The organism is Variovorax sp. OK212 (assembly GCF_900112425.1).
Classification (GTDB): Bacteria; Pseudomonadota; Gammaproteobacteria; order Burkholderiales; family Burkholderiaceae_C; genus Variovorax.
The window spans coordinates 705,123-720,655 of the sequence record NZ_FOLP01000002.1; the positions used below are offsets into that span (position 1 = coordinate 705,123).

At 60.8% G+C, this 15,533-nt stretch carries 5 protein-coding genes, 1 tRNA gene and 1 pseudogene; 3 read left to right on the plus strand and 4 right to left on the minus strand.

What is annotated here, in order from left to right:
• Complete coding sequence (locus BM004_RS09830; RefSeq protein WP_093212862.1) at positions 1–9,624, minus strand: two-partner secretion domain-containing protein; 9,624 nt, start codon at positions 9,622–9,624, stop codon at positions 1–3.
• A gap of 639 nt (positions 9,625–10,263) precedes the next feature.
• Here BM004_RS09830 and BM004_RS41925 point away from each other — a divergent pair.
• The 3 genes from BM004_RS41925 (at position 10,264) to BM004_RS09845 (ending at position 13,375) form a co-directional block, all read left to right on the plus strand.
• Complete coding sequence (locus tag BM004_RS41925; RefSeq protein ID WP_256219845.1) at positions 10,264–10,530, plus strand: transposase; 267 nt, start codon at positions 10,264–10,266, stop codon at positions 10,528–10,530.
• Complete coding sequence (locus BM004_RS09840) at positions 10,503–12,077, plus strand: YfjI family protein (protein ID WP_093213091.1); 1,575 nt, start codon at positions 10,503–10,505, stop codon at positions 12,075–12,077. The genes BM004_RS41925 and BM004_RS09840 overlap by 28 nt, the downstream gene beginning before the upstream one ends.
• Positions 12,078–12,643: 566 nt before the next feature.
• Positions 12,644–13,375 carry a hypothetical protein gene (locus tag BM004_RS09845; protein ID WP_143072422.1) on the plus strand — a complete coding sequence of 244 codons (732 nt, stop codon included), beginning with the start codon at positions 12,644–12,646 and terminating at the stop codon, positions 13,373–13,375.
• 203 nt (positions 13,376–13,578) lie between these two features.
• Here the strand turns inward: BM004_RS09845 and BM004_RS41930 are convergent.
• The 3 genes and pseudogenes from BM004_RS41930 to serS all read right to left on the minus strand — a co-directional run.
• Positions 13,579–13,897 (minus strand): annotated as a pseudogene (locus BM004_RS41930) (ATP-binding protein); the annotation flags it as partial.
• Between the two features lie 134 nt (positions 13,898–14,031).
• Positions 14,032–14,121: transfer RNA gene (locus BM004_RS09855), tRNA-Ser, on the minus strand.
• A 56-nt stretch (positions 14,122–14,177) separates the two neighbouring features.
• Positions 14,178–15,509: a serine--tRNA ligase gene (gene serS / locus BM004_RS09860; protein ID WP_093133414.1), complete on the minus strand. Its 1,332-nt coding sequence runs from the start codon at positions 15,507–15,509 to the stop codon at positions 14,178–14,180.
• Positions 15,510–15,533 lie beyond the last annotated feature (24 nt).

Sequence of the window (15,533 nt, forward strand, 5' to 3'; positions counted from 1 at the left end):
TTAAAATACCTTTGTAACAATGACCTTGACACCTAAAATTTGAGCTTCGGCAGCCTCTCGCACAATTGCAGCCCATTGCGCCGCAGATGTTTCCCCTGGAATTCCAAGTTGAATGGTTCGAGAATTTATCATGTCTTTGCGTAAGACAAAACCGGCCCCGCTGTCGATTTCAAAATTCAACGTGTCATTAACATATTTTCGTAGCTGGCCTGCAATTTTTGATGGATTTTGATAACTAGACGCTGTGGTGTCCAGAGTCTTGACGCTAATAGCCTCACCCGTAGCGCCATTAAAGTTATCAAACACATTGAAGCTTGGCTTGATTTTATTCAGGTCGATTGTTTCTTTTGGCAATTGCGAGGTCACATACCCTTCAAAGGGTTTGCCCTGGGCCTCGATCCCGCCGCCAAAAGTCATGCCTGTGAGCTCTCGATTAACCAGCCCACCCAGGCCTTGAGTCGGTCCGGCATACGGGGTCAATTGCCCTGTCGGACTCAGAACTTTGATTTCCCCACTTATCGCATTGACGACGCCCTGGGAGCCAAGCGGCAATCCTTCAAGGCTGTAGGCCTGATACCCCTTCGGTATTATGTTGGTTACAGTGTTTCCTGAGCCCGCCAGCAGTTGCTTTACGGCCCCACCCACCTGCTCAGTCAATTCGGAAATTGTCCGCCAGGCAGTAGCTGATCCCGAACCAATCACTTCGCCAATCGCCCGAATGGTGCGTAGATCGCTCGCAGCGACGTTGCCTTCGGCGGCAAGCCCGAACTCGATGAACGCATTCGCGACCGCACTGCGTTCCTCAGGCGTCAGCACTATCGTGCCGCAACCACCACCGCCTTGCAGCGCTGCGCAGCTCTGCGCTCTGGACAGGACACCGGACACCAGCGCTGCACTGATCGTGCGAGATCCACGCGTATCACCCGCCGCCTGGAATTCCCCATACAAGCTGACCATGTCAGTGATCGCGTTGTTGAGCGCGATCACGTTGGCGGAGGTTGGCGTGAGCAACGCCCTCTCTTTGGCAGCCGACAAGGCGTCGTAAACAACCTGCTGCTTGTAGTCAACCATGCTCCAGCGTTCGGAGACTTTGAACTCGCAACTAGTGGGGTTCGCATCCTTGGTACAGGCTGAAAGCTCTGCATCCCGTTGCCTTCGTTGGGCGCCGCTCAGCAGGTTGTTTTCCACCGCGTTGCCCCCGGCACTGGACGCAATGTTCACGCTGGCGGCATCGCCGCCCACGAGCAAGCCCGCAAGTGCGCCCACCATCTGTCCCAACGCAATGCTCTGGACGCTCAACGCAGGATCGCCAGTGGGATTGAAGTACTTCCCGGCGAGGTGACCGACGACGGCGCCCACAGCGCCTGCACTGCATCCAGTGCCTGCACTGGTACCGCCGTTGACCGCTGCACTGCCTGCGCCGGCCAAGCAACCGGCCAGCGCATGCGCCAATCCGTTTACAAACCCTTCGGTGTTCCCTCCAATCCAGTTGGCGCTTCCAGCCGCAGCCGAATTGAGCAGGCCATTGAGCATCCCGTTCGCCAACTCGGTCTCAAGACTCGTGCCGTTGATGGCCGAGCGAATCAGGCCTGCGGCCGCGCCATCAAGAAGGCCTCGCCCGATGAGTTGCGGAGTCGTCAGAGTGGAAGCGGCGCCACTCAAACCGAGATTGACGTTCAGCCCTTGCACGGCTCCTGCGGTCAACATCGCTGTGGCGATGCTCTTGATCCCTTGGCTTGAGGCCAGGTCCTGGAGCACTTCGCCAATGTTGCCGTTGTGGTTGATCAGTCCGACGGCGGCTTGCGCGGCAATGCTCGACACGCCAGCGGAAACCGCCGCGCCGACAATGCTCCCCGTCGTGCCACCACCGACGGCGCTGCCGGCCACCGTCCCGATGCTGCTGGCCGCTCCCCAGGTCATAACGGTAGCCACAATCGCGACCACGGCGCCGCCCGCCTGAGTAAGGCTGCCTTGTTTCTCCGCCCACCGCCGCTGTTCCAGCGGCACGCCCTCCCAGTTGATCTGGACCTTGTTGAGGGCCGGGTCGTTCTGGATTTGGTTCAGCCACCCCATGCCGGGCTGGTTACGCTGTCCTTGCAGAACCTGCTCGATGGTCTGTTGCGCGACGTAGATGTCGCCAGGCCCCTTGGTCGCGTTTTGCCCCACCTGTACATTGACTTTTGGGGTATCCAGCTTCAGCGTCTTGCTGTCGATTTGGGTATAGTTCGCGCTTTCCAAATGCAAGCCGGTGTCCCGCGTGCGCTGGTACATGGGGTCGCTTTCCCCACGGCTTTGGCCCACTTCAGTGCCCGTTTTGACGACATCGAAGTTCACTGCACCCTTCGGAGCGTTCAACGCAACGGCATCGTCTGCCTTGATCCGCACCGCGCCCAGCGTCAGATCGCCACCGGTGGCTGTAACCGTGACGTTCTTGCCGTTCAGGGTGGCTGCTGCTAGCGTGGTTTGGTTCAGCGCATTGGTCACACTCTCCTTGCCGTTCATGCCCTTGCCAACGCGCTTGAAGTTGCCCATCGTACCGATGGACTTCTTGGAGTCCTTGCTGCCGATCTCTTGGCGGACTTCGTTGGCACCGCTCAGGATGGTCACTTCCCTGCCGGTGATCTTCAGGTCTTCGCCAGCGCTGAGGTTGCTGGCGTAGACATTGACCTGTTGGCCTGCCGTGACGCCCAGGTTGCCACCTGCGGTGACATTCGATGCCCGTTCGAACTGGCTGGAAACCTCGGCGTGCTGCTCATTGCGAATCGCGCGGTCGATGCTGGAGCCGCCCAGCTTCGGAACGATGAACCCTTTGGTCTCGCGTGAACGGTCCAAGCTGGCCGACACGCTGTCCACGGCGGACACGATATTCACGTTGCGTCCAGCTGTGAGCGAGGCATTTCCTTGTGCCTCGATGTCGCTGCCCACAACGTTAATGTCGCGGCCAGCCGACAGGCCGATAGCCTGACCTGACAGGTGACTGCCAATGCTGGTGGTGGACTGGGACTCGCCCGAGACGCTGCTGGTGGTGGATTTGAGAAATCCTTTTTTTGTCGATTGGCTGGCGCCCATGGTCGCACTCGTTTCGACCCCGGACGTGATGTTGATGTCTCCCGCTGCCGTGAGGCTCAACAATCCCTTACCTGCATCCAGCGTCGCCGCCCGCGCATTGATGTCGCCGCCCTTGGCGTTGAGCAACACGGTACCGTCGCCCACGATAGTGCTGCCGATCTCCTTGCTGGAAGCGTCACCGTGATAGGTTGTGGGCGTGAAGATCGACAATCGGCTGCTAGATTCGGTGACAGTGCCCAGGTTGATGTTCTTGCCGGCCGTGACGCCCGTGAAGCTGTCTTTTCCCTTGTTGGACAGAATGCCGCCGATTACGTTGACGTCATTGCCTGCGCTGGCGATCAGCGTTCCGCCTGGGTTGGTCACATAGACGCTCGCCACGCGGTCGATGTTGGTCTTGCTGGCTAGCCAGCCGACCTGCGGGTTGGTGGTGGTCTCGATGTTGATGTCGTGACCAGCCTTCAACGACACCGAGTTGGCTCCGGTAATCTGACCACCGATGTTGTTAATGTCGTTCTTGGCATCCAGCCTGATGCTGCCACCCGCGATCCGGCCGCCCAGATTGTTGATATTGTCGGCATTGATCTCGACCAGCGTGCGTCCGGCGATGGTGCCGCTGTTGGTCAGGTCACCCTTGCCTTTGATGATCATCCGCTCGGCGGACAGCAGCGAACCGCCGCCGGAGATGTCGCCTGGCTGCACACGCACGTAGACCTGGGGCGCGAGCACCTGCTGCGTGGTTCCGTCAGGCAGGGTCACAGTCTGCTCAACCAGCCAAACGATGTCGCTGGTGAGTTGGGCCATCTGTGCTGGCGTCAACGCAATGCCGGGGCGCAGGCCGTACTCCTTCGCAAAGGTGGCCCCGGCAGTCATCAGCGCGGCGTACTGGTCCTCGTCGCTGTAGTAGCCATCCAGATATCGATAGCCAGTGAGTTGGGCTACCTGCTCGCGAATAAGTTTCTGCTCGTAGAAACCGTCGCCCAGGCGCTTGAGGATATTGTTGGGGTCCAACCCGAGATTCGTCAGCAGGTAGTCGCTGCTGAGCCAGTTGCGGTAGTTGGCAAAGCGAGGATCGGTCTCGATCAGATATCCGCCCGGACCGGCATGAATACCGAACAGGCTGGCGTTAGGGATAGTCGTGTTGGGCAGGCTGGTGCGCACCACGAGTGGGATGATGCTTGTGCTGCCCGCACCCGAGGCTCCATCGGCTGCGCCCGCGCCATTGGCAGTATTGCCACTGGTCTTGATAACGCCCCCGACCGCCGACGGCACTTCCACGATGGCGCGTGCACGCGTTCCCGCCGTCACCGCACCAGCAGCGCCAGCTCGGTCACCGACAGCGACACCCTGCGCAGCGTCAACCTTCTTGCCCGAGTGGGCCACGTCGGCACAGGTGTTGATGCAACTCGCGCCCACGTCGATGGTGTAGATCGATTTTTGTTCTGGAATGAATCCAGGCACGACGTTGTTGCCCTTCTCGGGCGGTGCGTAGATCTGCAAACCACCGACCGTGACGACCCGCTGCCCCTGCGTCGGGGTGTTGTCGATATTGGCCGGGTCGATGCTGAACTGACCACCTGCCATCACCTGGCTGTCACGGTTGCGCAACTTGCCGTCAATGGTCATGTTGCCGCCCGAATAGATACGTCCCGGGTCGGGTGGATTTGCGGGCTGGTCTACTTCCGTGGTGGTCGTGTACTGGCGCTCAATCCAGCCCTTGCCGCTGACAACCTGACCATTGATGATGGTTGACCACACCCGCCCGCCACGATCTAGCACGAACTTGTCGATAGGCATCTCAATGCCTCCCAACGGGGTAATGGTGTGGTCGCCATTGACCGGACCGCTGCTGGTACGAACCACCGCAAAGTGGTTGTCGAAGTTATTGATCTGGCCCATTGCGATGGACATGTCACCCAACGATTCGACGGTGGCGCTCAGATTGTTGAGCGTGCCTCCTTTGCCGATGGCCTGGCGCTTGGCGTCGAGGCCACCGCCGATGAACATTTCACCGACGCTGAAGAGCAGTGCGTGCTCTCGGTTGTTGATGGTCTGGGCGCCAATGTCCAAGGTATCACGCGAAGCGATAGTTCCCGCCTTGGTCACGCCGCCAACGGTCTCACTGTCGTTGTTCAGGGTGCCTACCGCGACCGAGACGATGTCGCCATAGATGCGGCCTGTACCCACATTGTTGACCGTGCCACCATTGATTTGCGTACTGTAGCCATCGATCAATCCGCGGTTGGTCAGCGTACTAGCGGCGCTGACAATCGTGGTGTTGCCCGTCATTTCTCCATTGACTGTGTTCTCGACATCGTTGCCACTGGCCGTGACCGTGCCGCCCGCGAGCAGCTTGCCGTTATTGGTCAGCTTGCCGGTGGTCGCATAGGTCAGATTGCCGCCAGCCTTGACATCGACGTTGTTGGTCACGTCCTGCGCCAAGGCGATGCGCAGGTCATTGACGCCCACGGTCGTTCCGTCGCCGCTGAAGCCCTTGGCGTCGATCTCCAGCTTGCCGAATGCGGCGGTCTGAACCTTGCCGTCCGCGCCGAGCACGGCGGCCGTACCTGCAACCATGGTGCCGCCGGTGTTCACGACGTTGAGCGTCTTGGCGCCCGGATTGGCGGCATTCGGGTCGACGAGCTTGAGCGTGTCGCCGGCTGACATGAAGCCGCCCGAGGAATTGTCCACAGTGCCACCACTGGTCACCGTGAGGTTCTGCGCGGCACGAACGGCCCCGCCCTGGTTCCCGAGGCTGGCGGTGTTGATCGCGACGTTCGTGCCCTCGATGCCCTGGTTCGTGCCGCTGGCGCTGGCGCTGGCGTTGTTGATGCTGGCGGCGTTCAGCGTGACAGTGTCACTGGAGCGCAGCAGACCGCCGACGTTCTGGACAGCGCCGGCACTGATCGTCAGGGCGCCGACCGCCTGGGTCTGGCCGCCGCTGTTGTCGTAGGTGAGGCCGTTGGTGTTGACCGTGACGGTGGACTGGCCGATGACCTGGCCGCCAGCGGTGTTGCTGAAACCCTGCGCCCCCTTTGTGTTGGCGGTCAGCGCGTTCTTCGCGCCGATGAAGCCGGCTGCATTGTTCACCGTGCCCGCATACAGGCTCAAGGTGTCAGCGCTCGTGATACCGCCCTGGCCGTTGGTGTAGCCCGAGGCGTTGGTGTTGGTGAGCGCCTGGGCGTTGGTGTCGATGGCCATGGCGCCACCGGACTGGATAAGGCCGGTGTCGTTGTTCAGCGCGCCGGACTTCACGTCAACAGTGGTGGTTGCGGCCAAAGTGCCCTTGGCGCTGTTGTCCAGGGTATTGCCGTGTGTCTCGGTACTCAGGCTGTTGCCGAAGACCTTGCCGCCCTGGTTGCCCAGGCCGCCGTTGTCCAGTTTCGTGACGCCGCCAGCCTGCAGCGTGCCACCGGTGTTGGTGGTTGCGCCCGTGGTTGTGACCGTCAGGTTGCCATTGACGGCGGCAGTTGTGCCCGCGCTGTTGTCCAGGCTGGCGGCGGTGACCGTGGTGTTGCCATTGGCGGCCAGCGTACCGCCCACGTTCGTTGCGGCGCCACTGGCGGTGGCATTCAGGTCACCAACCGCCGTGACACTGCCAGTGTTGTTGTTGAAACTGCCGGCCGCAATGGTGGTGTTTGCACCGGCGCCGATGACGCCCTTGCTGCTGTTGTCGAGGAGACCACCAACCGTCAGATCGAGACTGGAGGTTTCTGCTGCGCGGATGGTGCCGGCCTCGCTCGTCAAGCTGCCGGCCGCTATGGTCGTGTTGCCATTGCTGGCGATGGTGCCAGAGGTGTTGTCGACCGCGCCCACGACAGTGATGCGGGTCGCATCGGACCCGGTCTGAACAATCTGGCCTCCCCGGTTGCTCAACGAGCCTGCGTCGACGGTGACGTGTTTAGCGCTGGTCGTTGCCTTGCTTCCATCCTGGTTGAAGGCGCCCGACATGGCGACCACCAGCGCGTTGTTCGCCGTGATCTGGCCGTCAGTGCCGCTGAAGCTACCGCCCGCAAGGGTCAGCGTGCCGGTCCCGGCATGCTCGATCCTCCCGGAGGCGTTCGTGATGGATGCGCTCTGGAGCGTCAGGTCCTGGCCGTTGCTGGCAATGCGGCTGCCGTCGTTGTTCAGGGTGCCGCTGATGGCGATGGTCGTCGCACCTGTGCCGGTCTGCACGATCTCGCCGCCGTTCGTATTGGCCAGGTTCGAGACCTTGATCTGCAACTGGCCGGCATTGAGCTGACCGGCATCGTTGACGAGGGTTTGCGCGGCGTTGCTGTTGGCGGTGATGGTCAGCGTGCCGGGCGTGACCACCGTGGCCTTGCTGGTGGTGGCGTTGCCTTGCGTGGCCGTGATCGCGATGCTGGCCGCGCTGGTCTGGCTCGCCGAGAGATCGACGCTCTGGCCTTGCAGCGCTGCGTTGCCGGCCGCGAGATTGGTGCCGTTGGCGCTCAGAGCGCCCGAGGAGGCCACGCTCAGATCGCCCGCGCTCCCGAGCTTGCCATCGTTCTGGATACCCGCGCCCAGCACGCCCGAGCTGCTGCTCTGCACGCTGCTGGCTGTGATCGTGGTGTTGTGCCCCGCAGTGATGCTGCCGTCGTTGGTCAGCGCACCGCCGACCGCAATGGTGGCATCGTTGCCACCGCGCAGACTGCCGCCATTGGCGAGCACACCGGCGTGGACGCCCAGATCGGTGGCTGCGTTGATGCTGCCACCGCTGCCGTTGGTCAAGGCCTTGGTTACGCCGAGCTGCATGCCGGCCTGTGCGGACTGGATGCTGCCTTGGGTATTTTGCAGCGAGTCGGTCTTCAACGTCAGCGCCTGGTTGGAAGCCAGGGTGCCGCTGATGTTGATGGTGGCTCCAGCCACGTTCGCGGTCAGTGCGCCCGCTGCCGATATCGATCCGCGCGTGTTCTCGACCTTGCCGCCGACCGTCAGGCTGGCATCGGTGGCGCTGGTCAACGTGCCATCCGTGTTGATCAGATCGATGCTGGTGGCGATGTTCACCGAGCCGGCGTTCAGCTTGCCGCCGGTGTTGTCCAGTTGGCCCACATTGGCACTGAAGCTGTTGCTGACGTTGAGAGTTCCGCCTGCGTTGCTGAAGTTCGGACCGGTGACCGCCATGGTGGCCACCGACAACGTTCCGCCCGCATTGTTGATCTGTGGTGTTTGCAGCGCGATGGGACCGCCAGCGAAGATCTTCCCGCCGTCGTTCAAGATGGCGCCCGTCGCCGTGACGGTGCCAGGTGATGTAGGAATGAATGGAGCCGGCGCCGGTGCGGCGGTGGAACCGCTGGAGCCGGAACCAGTTCCTGCGGCGGGCGTGCTCGGACTGGTCGTGGTGCCGTTGCTTGCGCCGCCTCCAGTTCCGGTGCCTGCACCGCCACCCGTGCCAGCCGTCGGCGTTGGCACTGGTTCGACACCGATGATTCCACCGTTCGTGTTGGACAGAACCGGTGCTGTGATCATGAGGCCGACGCTGCTGGTCTGGCGGATCGTTCCGCCACGGTTGTCGATGTCGCCTGCACTGGCGAGTTCCACGCGCGTGCCTTCAAGGGTGCCGGTGTTCTCAAGCCTACCCGCCGAAGTCACGATGAGATTGCCATTGCTCGCGCCCACATTGCCAGCGTTGCGCACGCCCAGGCCGGCTTCCGTGCCCACCAGAAAAATGTGGTTTGCAAACATGCCGCCGAGGGCAGCCACATCGAGAGCGAAGGTTGGTGCAGCGCCAGTGCCTGTCGTGGGCGTGATCTGCGTATGGTCAGCACTGATCTGGTTCGCGCCCGTGACCACCTTGAGGTCCGTCGCGTAGATGGCTGCATTGACCTGCACGGCGCGTGCAAGAATGGCTGCGTAGTCGGTTTTGCTCAGATCGAGGCCTGCACCGTTGATGCTCACGGAGCCACCACGGACGACATAGGAATCCAAGCCACCGAACGCATTGAATTGCGGCGTTCCCGTCGTGAGCGTCACGCGATTCGCGTTGATGAAGGTGCCCCCGCTCACGGAGATACCTGCCGGGTTTGCGAGGATGAACTCGGCACGTTGGCCCGCGATCTCGACCGGGCCGTTGATGTACGACGGGTTGCTGGAGTTGACCTCGTTGAGGATCACCCTCGCAGGGCCTGTGGCCAGGTAGGGGTTCCCATTGATCCAGCCACCGATTCCCGACTGCACATTGGTGCGCGAGTTATTGACGACCACGCCCCGACCGGAGACGTCGAACTGGATGTACTGGTTGCGGGAGACACCGGCCGCGCTCGGCGTCGTGGGGTTAATGACGGGGACTCCGTTGGGAGCCACCAAGATGGTCGGACGCCATCCGCCAGGGGCCATTGGGTTCGCGACGATCTGCGCGTGGGCACTTGGCACCGTGAGCATGCCTGCGAGCGCAGCACCGATCAGCAAGGGAGCGAAAGCCGCTGCGCCAGCCAGTGTGCCGCCAACCACCGTCGTGGCCTTGTTGGACCCCTTCGTGGTACTCGCGGCCGTCTCCGCTACAACCATGCGCATGCCTCTAGCGGCATTGAAGACGATGCGATAGAGATTGCGGTTCATGCTCTGACCTCCCTGAGATTTTTTTTGACTATCGACGGCTTGTATCAAAACGCGTCAATTCGAATTATCAGGGGCCGAAAGGCCTAACCGAAGGGCTGCCGCATGTCAGCCTGCGCACAAGGTCACGAAAGAAGCGCCCGCAAATCTCAACAATTCTTTCGACTAATGCTTAAGAATTAATTCAATCGACTTTTGGCCTCTGCCGCGTTGAAGGCAGCGAGGTCGACGGCGACGAAACCGCGCCTCCAGCGTCTCAACAAACGCGAGCTGATGCTTCGGCGGCAATATGTCGATAAGCACGTGTTCGTGCTAAGAGGGTGTAGACAAAATCAACTGGTCTAAAGATTGCAAGCCATGTTGCCATTCGCGAGGAGATGGTGATGGCAAAGCGAGAGCCAATTGGTGTAGCGCCGAAGACTGTGGACCGTGGAGGTCGACCACCGGCGTTGAAGCCGGAGCATCTGATCTTGTTGCGCGGGATCGTCGCACAGGAGCCGCACTCGACGCTGGATATGAGCTCGCAGCCGAACTTGAGCACCAGGGGGCAGTTCGGGTCTGCACGGCGACGATCCGCAGAACCCTGCGCTCCCGGGCATCGTTCGCCTGATCCCCGAGCGCAAGGCCTTCGAGGCGCCCGAGGTGGCGCAAGCCGCGCACAAGCGCTATGGCTACACCGAAGCCCATCGGCGCGAGTCTGGCCTTGCCTACAGCACCGATCTGACGAATGCCGAATGGGATCTGGTGGCCGATCTCTTCGAACGTCCCGCGGGAAGCCGCGGTACACCGGCACGCTACGGGCGTCGGCATCTGGTCGATGCCTGCTGCTATGTGCTTCGCACCGGTTGCGCCTGGCGACTGCTGCCGTCGAGCTTCGCGCCATGGCAGGCTATCCCCTTGAGGGATTGACACCCAAGATCCAAGCGCTGGCGAGGTATATCAAGTTGGCGAATCAATCGCCGCTGCCTATGTGTGCAATTTCGGCGCTCGCTGGTTGCACGCTGGCTGCCCAAGGCCTGATCAAGGTCAAGTGGCGCAATGCGCCCGCCTCGCCCGTGGGCATGATTTTTGTCGTGGAGGCCCTTAGTGGGGAGCGCAAGACATCTAACGACACGATCGCCTTGCAAGAGCACCGAGAATTTGATAAGGATCAAGCACTAAAAGCAATAAGAGACTCTAGAGCGCATGCATTGGCAGAGGCCGTGTGGACTAAGAAGCATAGGAAATTGCTTCGCGACGCAGCTCAAAGCGTGGACGAAAAGGAAGACGCGGAGTACATAAAATTACTTAAACTCCATGAGGACAATTACCGGCCTCCCCCCAAACATCCTCGGATGCTGATCTCGGACATCACGGCACCGGCGATTGCATTGCACCTAAGCGAAAAATATCGATACGCAGGCCTGGTCTCCGATGAAGGTGGCGTGATACTCAATTCGGGCGCTTTAAGCAACCCCGCAATGATCAACTCCATTTGGGATTATGGCAACGGAGTGACCGATCGAATGGGCCGCGGCCGTACCGAAGTCTATGACGCAAGTTTGACGATTTATCTTCAGGTCCAGCCAGGTATCTTTGAGCATTTTCTTGCGCGCCAAGGCAATCTTGCACATGCCGGTGGCAATTCCAGCCGATGGCTCTATGCAAATCCCCGCTCCACACAAGGAACAAGGAAGAGTGAGGACGACGATCTTCCTGTTAAAGACAAAGACGCCTATAACTCGCGTATTCGAGAAATGCTCTCGAACTACGAGCACTCCTTGCCTGAACAAAAAATCAAAACCCTCACAGGCGCGGGACAAAGACGTCTCAACTGGTTTTTCCAGGTAATTGAAAAGGAGCTTGCCGAAGGAGGATATTTCGCCTTGATGCGCGGGGCTGCGGCCAAAGCGCCGGAAAATTGTGCGCGTCTTGCCGCGGTTATGCACGAATTCGAAGGCGGCATATCAGATGAAATCGATGGCCAGACCATCAAAGGGGCAATAAAGATTGTCTCGTGGCACCTGAACCAATATCGCCTGCGCTTCGTTCCTCTGACTCAAATGGAGCGTGACGTTCAGGAGGTAGAGGACAGAATCTCCAGCATTTACCCACGCTGGGAAAAGACAAATGGCTATGTAGAAGGTCCCGATCTGGCCAGACAGCTACCTAAACGCCTTCGACAGATTGACAAGCTCTTCGCCATCCTCATGGAACTAGAGGCACAGAGCAAAGTCGTGGTGACTGAGCGACGACCCCGTGGGTGGAGCGTCGTCCTGAGCCATTGGTTCTTACCGGTCAACCGTCCAGCCGAGGGGCAAAAAGACGAACGGTGGGCAAGGCTTCCCGACCATCAGGAGCGACACCTCGAGCGCGAGCGCAGAGCTGAAGCGGCCAGAGCCAAGGAAGAAGTATCGCGTGCTCAATCCGAGGATGGGTACAAGCTTTGGCCAGGATGCTATTTGCGTGAGACCTAAGAATCGTTCTATTTTTCTACGGAATAGACGAATAGATCGACATGCAGGGCTGCATGCATGCTGCGACCACATCGGCCTTGACTTCGTCGCTATGGCGCCGACGACGACTGCGGCCGCTGCCCTGATCTTCCGAGATAGTGTTCACGTATCAACCAAGAGTGAACTGGACATGAGGCTCCTATACGCCTTGGGAGAACTCAAAATGGAATGGCTGGACGCTCACGTTGCACCGTCATTGGGCCGGGAGTGTCGCGGCTTGCCTTCACAGACCAGCAAGCCCTTCTACTACGGGCGATCGGCCTTGGTGGCCTCCAGGCGCCTGCGTGAGCAAGCCGAAGATCGGAGGCTCGTCCAAGCGAGCCGCTCTCACGCTGTCGATTCTGGTCTGCTAGACTGCGCGCCTGGGTCGCGATCCGCGCGGAACCCTTAGAGAGGTCGTAGCGTCGAAAAATCGGTGTTGCCGACCCCGCTTAAAACAGCCATTCGTCTTGCCAGCTTTATCAAATACGCCGTTTGGGCGCATTTGAGAGCGGGCGCCTATGTGTCAGTTTTAACCGAGGTCCCATATGCCAACAATTCTCTTTAAGTCCGATCGTTCTAACATTGCGCAGCTGTGCCTAACCGCAATCACGCTTCAAAGCGTCCCTGTGCGCCGTGGTCAGGCTGCTTCCGAGGTCAAGCTGGGGCATGTCTTCCACCTGATTTCCAAGCTGCTGCGGTTCCCCGACCAGGCCGCCATGGCACAGGGATTCGAGGCGGGTTTTGTCCCTGGACCCATCGGGTGGGATCAGCATGCGGCAACCGAAGCCGCGCGTGCAGGATTTGACATCCGCGCCATCCAAATCTGCCAAAAGGCTTTCCGCGGCGAAATCCCTGCCCAGATCTCGTACGCGCCGGAGTTGGACGATTCGATCCCCTTCGTGGGGCACTGGCCCGACGATGCGGTGATTAGTGCGCAGGCGTTGCGCGTAGCTCCCTTGTTGCACGAAGAGCCTGAAATCTTCAACAACCAGCCAGATTTCGGCCACTGCGACGTCTTCGCAATGGGAGATCTGGAGGCGGATGATGATGTCGAAAAGGACGGCATCCGCTGCATGAGTGCGGTCATGATGGGGCAGTTCTACCAACCCCTTCCCGAGGGGACCGCCGATCAAATGAAACCCTTCATCGCCTTCCATTTCAAGCTCGAATTCGAGATGGGGCGCACCAAAAGCCGGGGCATCGCGGAGTACATCAACCTGCGTGGCTGCTCGGTGTGGGGCGGCGTGCTCATCGACCCGAGCAAAGCGAACGGCTAAGTCTCTACAAAGGGTGTCCGCGCCGAAGTAGAACGGAGCCACCGCGCCGACTGAATCGTGACGCTGTGATGGTCGGCTGTGAATGAGTGTATGTCCTGCCTTGGTCGTTGACCTCTTGATCGTGGTGATGGATTCGCGTGGCAAGGCGCGGCGGCCGTCGATCGGTGGCGCCTGTTGGATCGGCCTTGGTGCCTGCCACGGGTCTGCTCCCTGACCTTGACGTGTTTCTTCGCCGTGGCGCTGCTGTGCAGGAACCGGTGGCTCTCGTTACCCGTCTCCACGATGTGGTAGTGGAGCGTGAGGCGGTCGAGCAAGGCGGTCGCCATCTTCGCGTCCCCGAACACCGTCGACCATGCGGCGAAGTCCAGGTTGGCGGTGATCTCCACGCTGGTGTGCTCGTACATTTTTGGACAGCAGGTGGAACAACCGGGCGCCGCTGGCCTGACTGAACGGCAGGCAGCCCAGCTCGTCCAGGATCACCAGATCCATTCGCTGCAGGCTCTGCGCGATACGACCGCTTCGCAATAGGCCAGACCGCCCCGTCGGGCGTAGAAAGCGATGCGTTTCATGCTCAAACCAACCGTGATTCGAATTGGTAGGAACGATGGTGTAAGAAATAAAAAAGCGCCCCTAAAGGCGCTTGTTTATTGACTTCTTGGAGGAGAGGGAGGGATTCGAACCCTCGGTACTATCGCTAGTACGCCTGATTTCGAGTCAGGTACATTCGACCACTCTGCCACCTCTCCGGTGTCTGTCGAGCCCTCGATTATACGGGTAATTTCGGGCGCTTCGACAAAAAGTATCAGGCGCGCAAAGTTTCGACGCCACCGATGTACGGACGCAACGCCGCCGGCACATTGATCGAGCCGTCTTCGTTCTGGTGGTTCTCCAGCACGGCCACCAGCGCGCGGCCCACCGCCAGGCCGGAACCGTTGAGCGTGTGCACCAGTTCGTTCTTGCCGTTGGCGTTCTTGAAGCGGGCCTGCAGGCGGCGCGCCTGGAAGGCTTCGCAGTTCGACACCGAGCTGATCTCGCGGTACGTGTCCTGCGCCGGCAGCCAGACTTCGAGGTCGTAGGTCTTGGCGGCGGTGAAGCCCATGTCGCCCGAGCACAGCAGCACCACGCGGTACGGCAGCTCCAGCGCCTGCAGCACGGCCTCGGCGTGGCCGGTCATCTGCTCGAGCGCGTCGTGGCTCTGCTCGGGGTGCACGATCTGCACCATCTCGACCTTGTCGAACTGGTGCTGGCGGATCATGCCGCGCGTGTCGCGGCCGGCGCTGCCGGCTTCCGAGCGGAAGCACGGCGTGTGGGCCGTGAGCTTGATCGGCAGTTGCGACTCGGCCACCACCTCGTCGCGCACGAAGTTGGTCAGCGGCACTTCGCTGGTCGGAATGAGGTAAAGCGCCGAATGGTCGGGCGCGGGCTCGCCGTCCTGGCCACCCTTCTTCGCGGCGAACAGGTCGCCTTCGAACTTGGGCAGCTGGCCGGTGCCGCTGAGCGTGGCGGCATTGACGATGTACGGCACGTAGCACTCGGTGTAGCCGTGCTTCTCGGTCTGCGTGTCGATCATGAACTGCGCAAGCGCGCGGTGCAGGCGGGCGATCGGGCCCTTCATGGCGGTGAAGCGCGAACCGGTGAGCTTGGCGCCCATCTCGAAGTCGAGGCCCAGCGGCGCGCCCAGGTCGACGTGATCTTTCGCTGCGAAGGCCAGCGGCACGGCATTGGCGCCAGCGCCGCCTTGCGGAGCCCACCGGCGCATTTCGACGTTGCCGGTTTCGTCTTCGCCGACCGGCACGCTGGCGTGCGGCAGGTTGGGCACGGCGAGCAGCAGCGCATGAAGCTCAGGCTGGATTTCCTCGAGGCGCCTGGACTGCGACTCCTGCTCGGCCTTCAGCGCATTGACCTCGGTCATCAGCGCGTCGACCGACTCGCCCTTGGCCTTGAGCGGGCCGATCTGCTTGTTCAGCGTGTTGCGGCGCGCCTGGATTTCCTCGGTGCGGGTTTGCAGCGTCTTGCGCTCGGCCTCGAGCGCGGTGAACGCCGACACGTCGAGGTAGGGCTGGTTCTTCTTGCGTTTTTCGAGGCCGGCCACGGCGGAGGCCAGGTCTTTGCGGAGCAGGGTGATGTCGAGCATGGAGCGATTTTAGGTGGGCGTAGC

What these genes read in the sequence shown, in the direction of transcription:
- BM004_RS09830 (WP_093212862.1), bottom strand. Translation starts at nt 9,624, where the DNA reads ATGAACCGCAATCTCTATCGCATCGTCTTCAATGCCGCTAGAGGCATG.
- BM004_RS09840 (WP_093213091.1), top strand. Translation starts at nt 10,503, where the DNA reads ATGGCAGGCTATCCCCTTGAGGGATTGACACCCAAGATCCAAGCGCTG.
- BM004_RS09845 (WP_143072422.1), top strand. Translation starts at nt 12,644, where the DNA reads ATGCCAACAATTCTCTTTAAGTCCGATCGTTCTAACATTGCGCAGCTG.
- serS (WP_093133414.1), bottom strand. Translation starts at nt 15,509, where the DNA reads ATGCTCGACATCACCCTGCTCCGCAAAGACCTGGCCTCCGCCGTGGCC.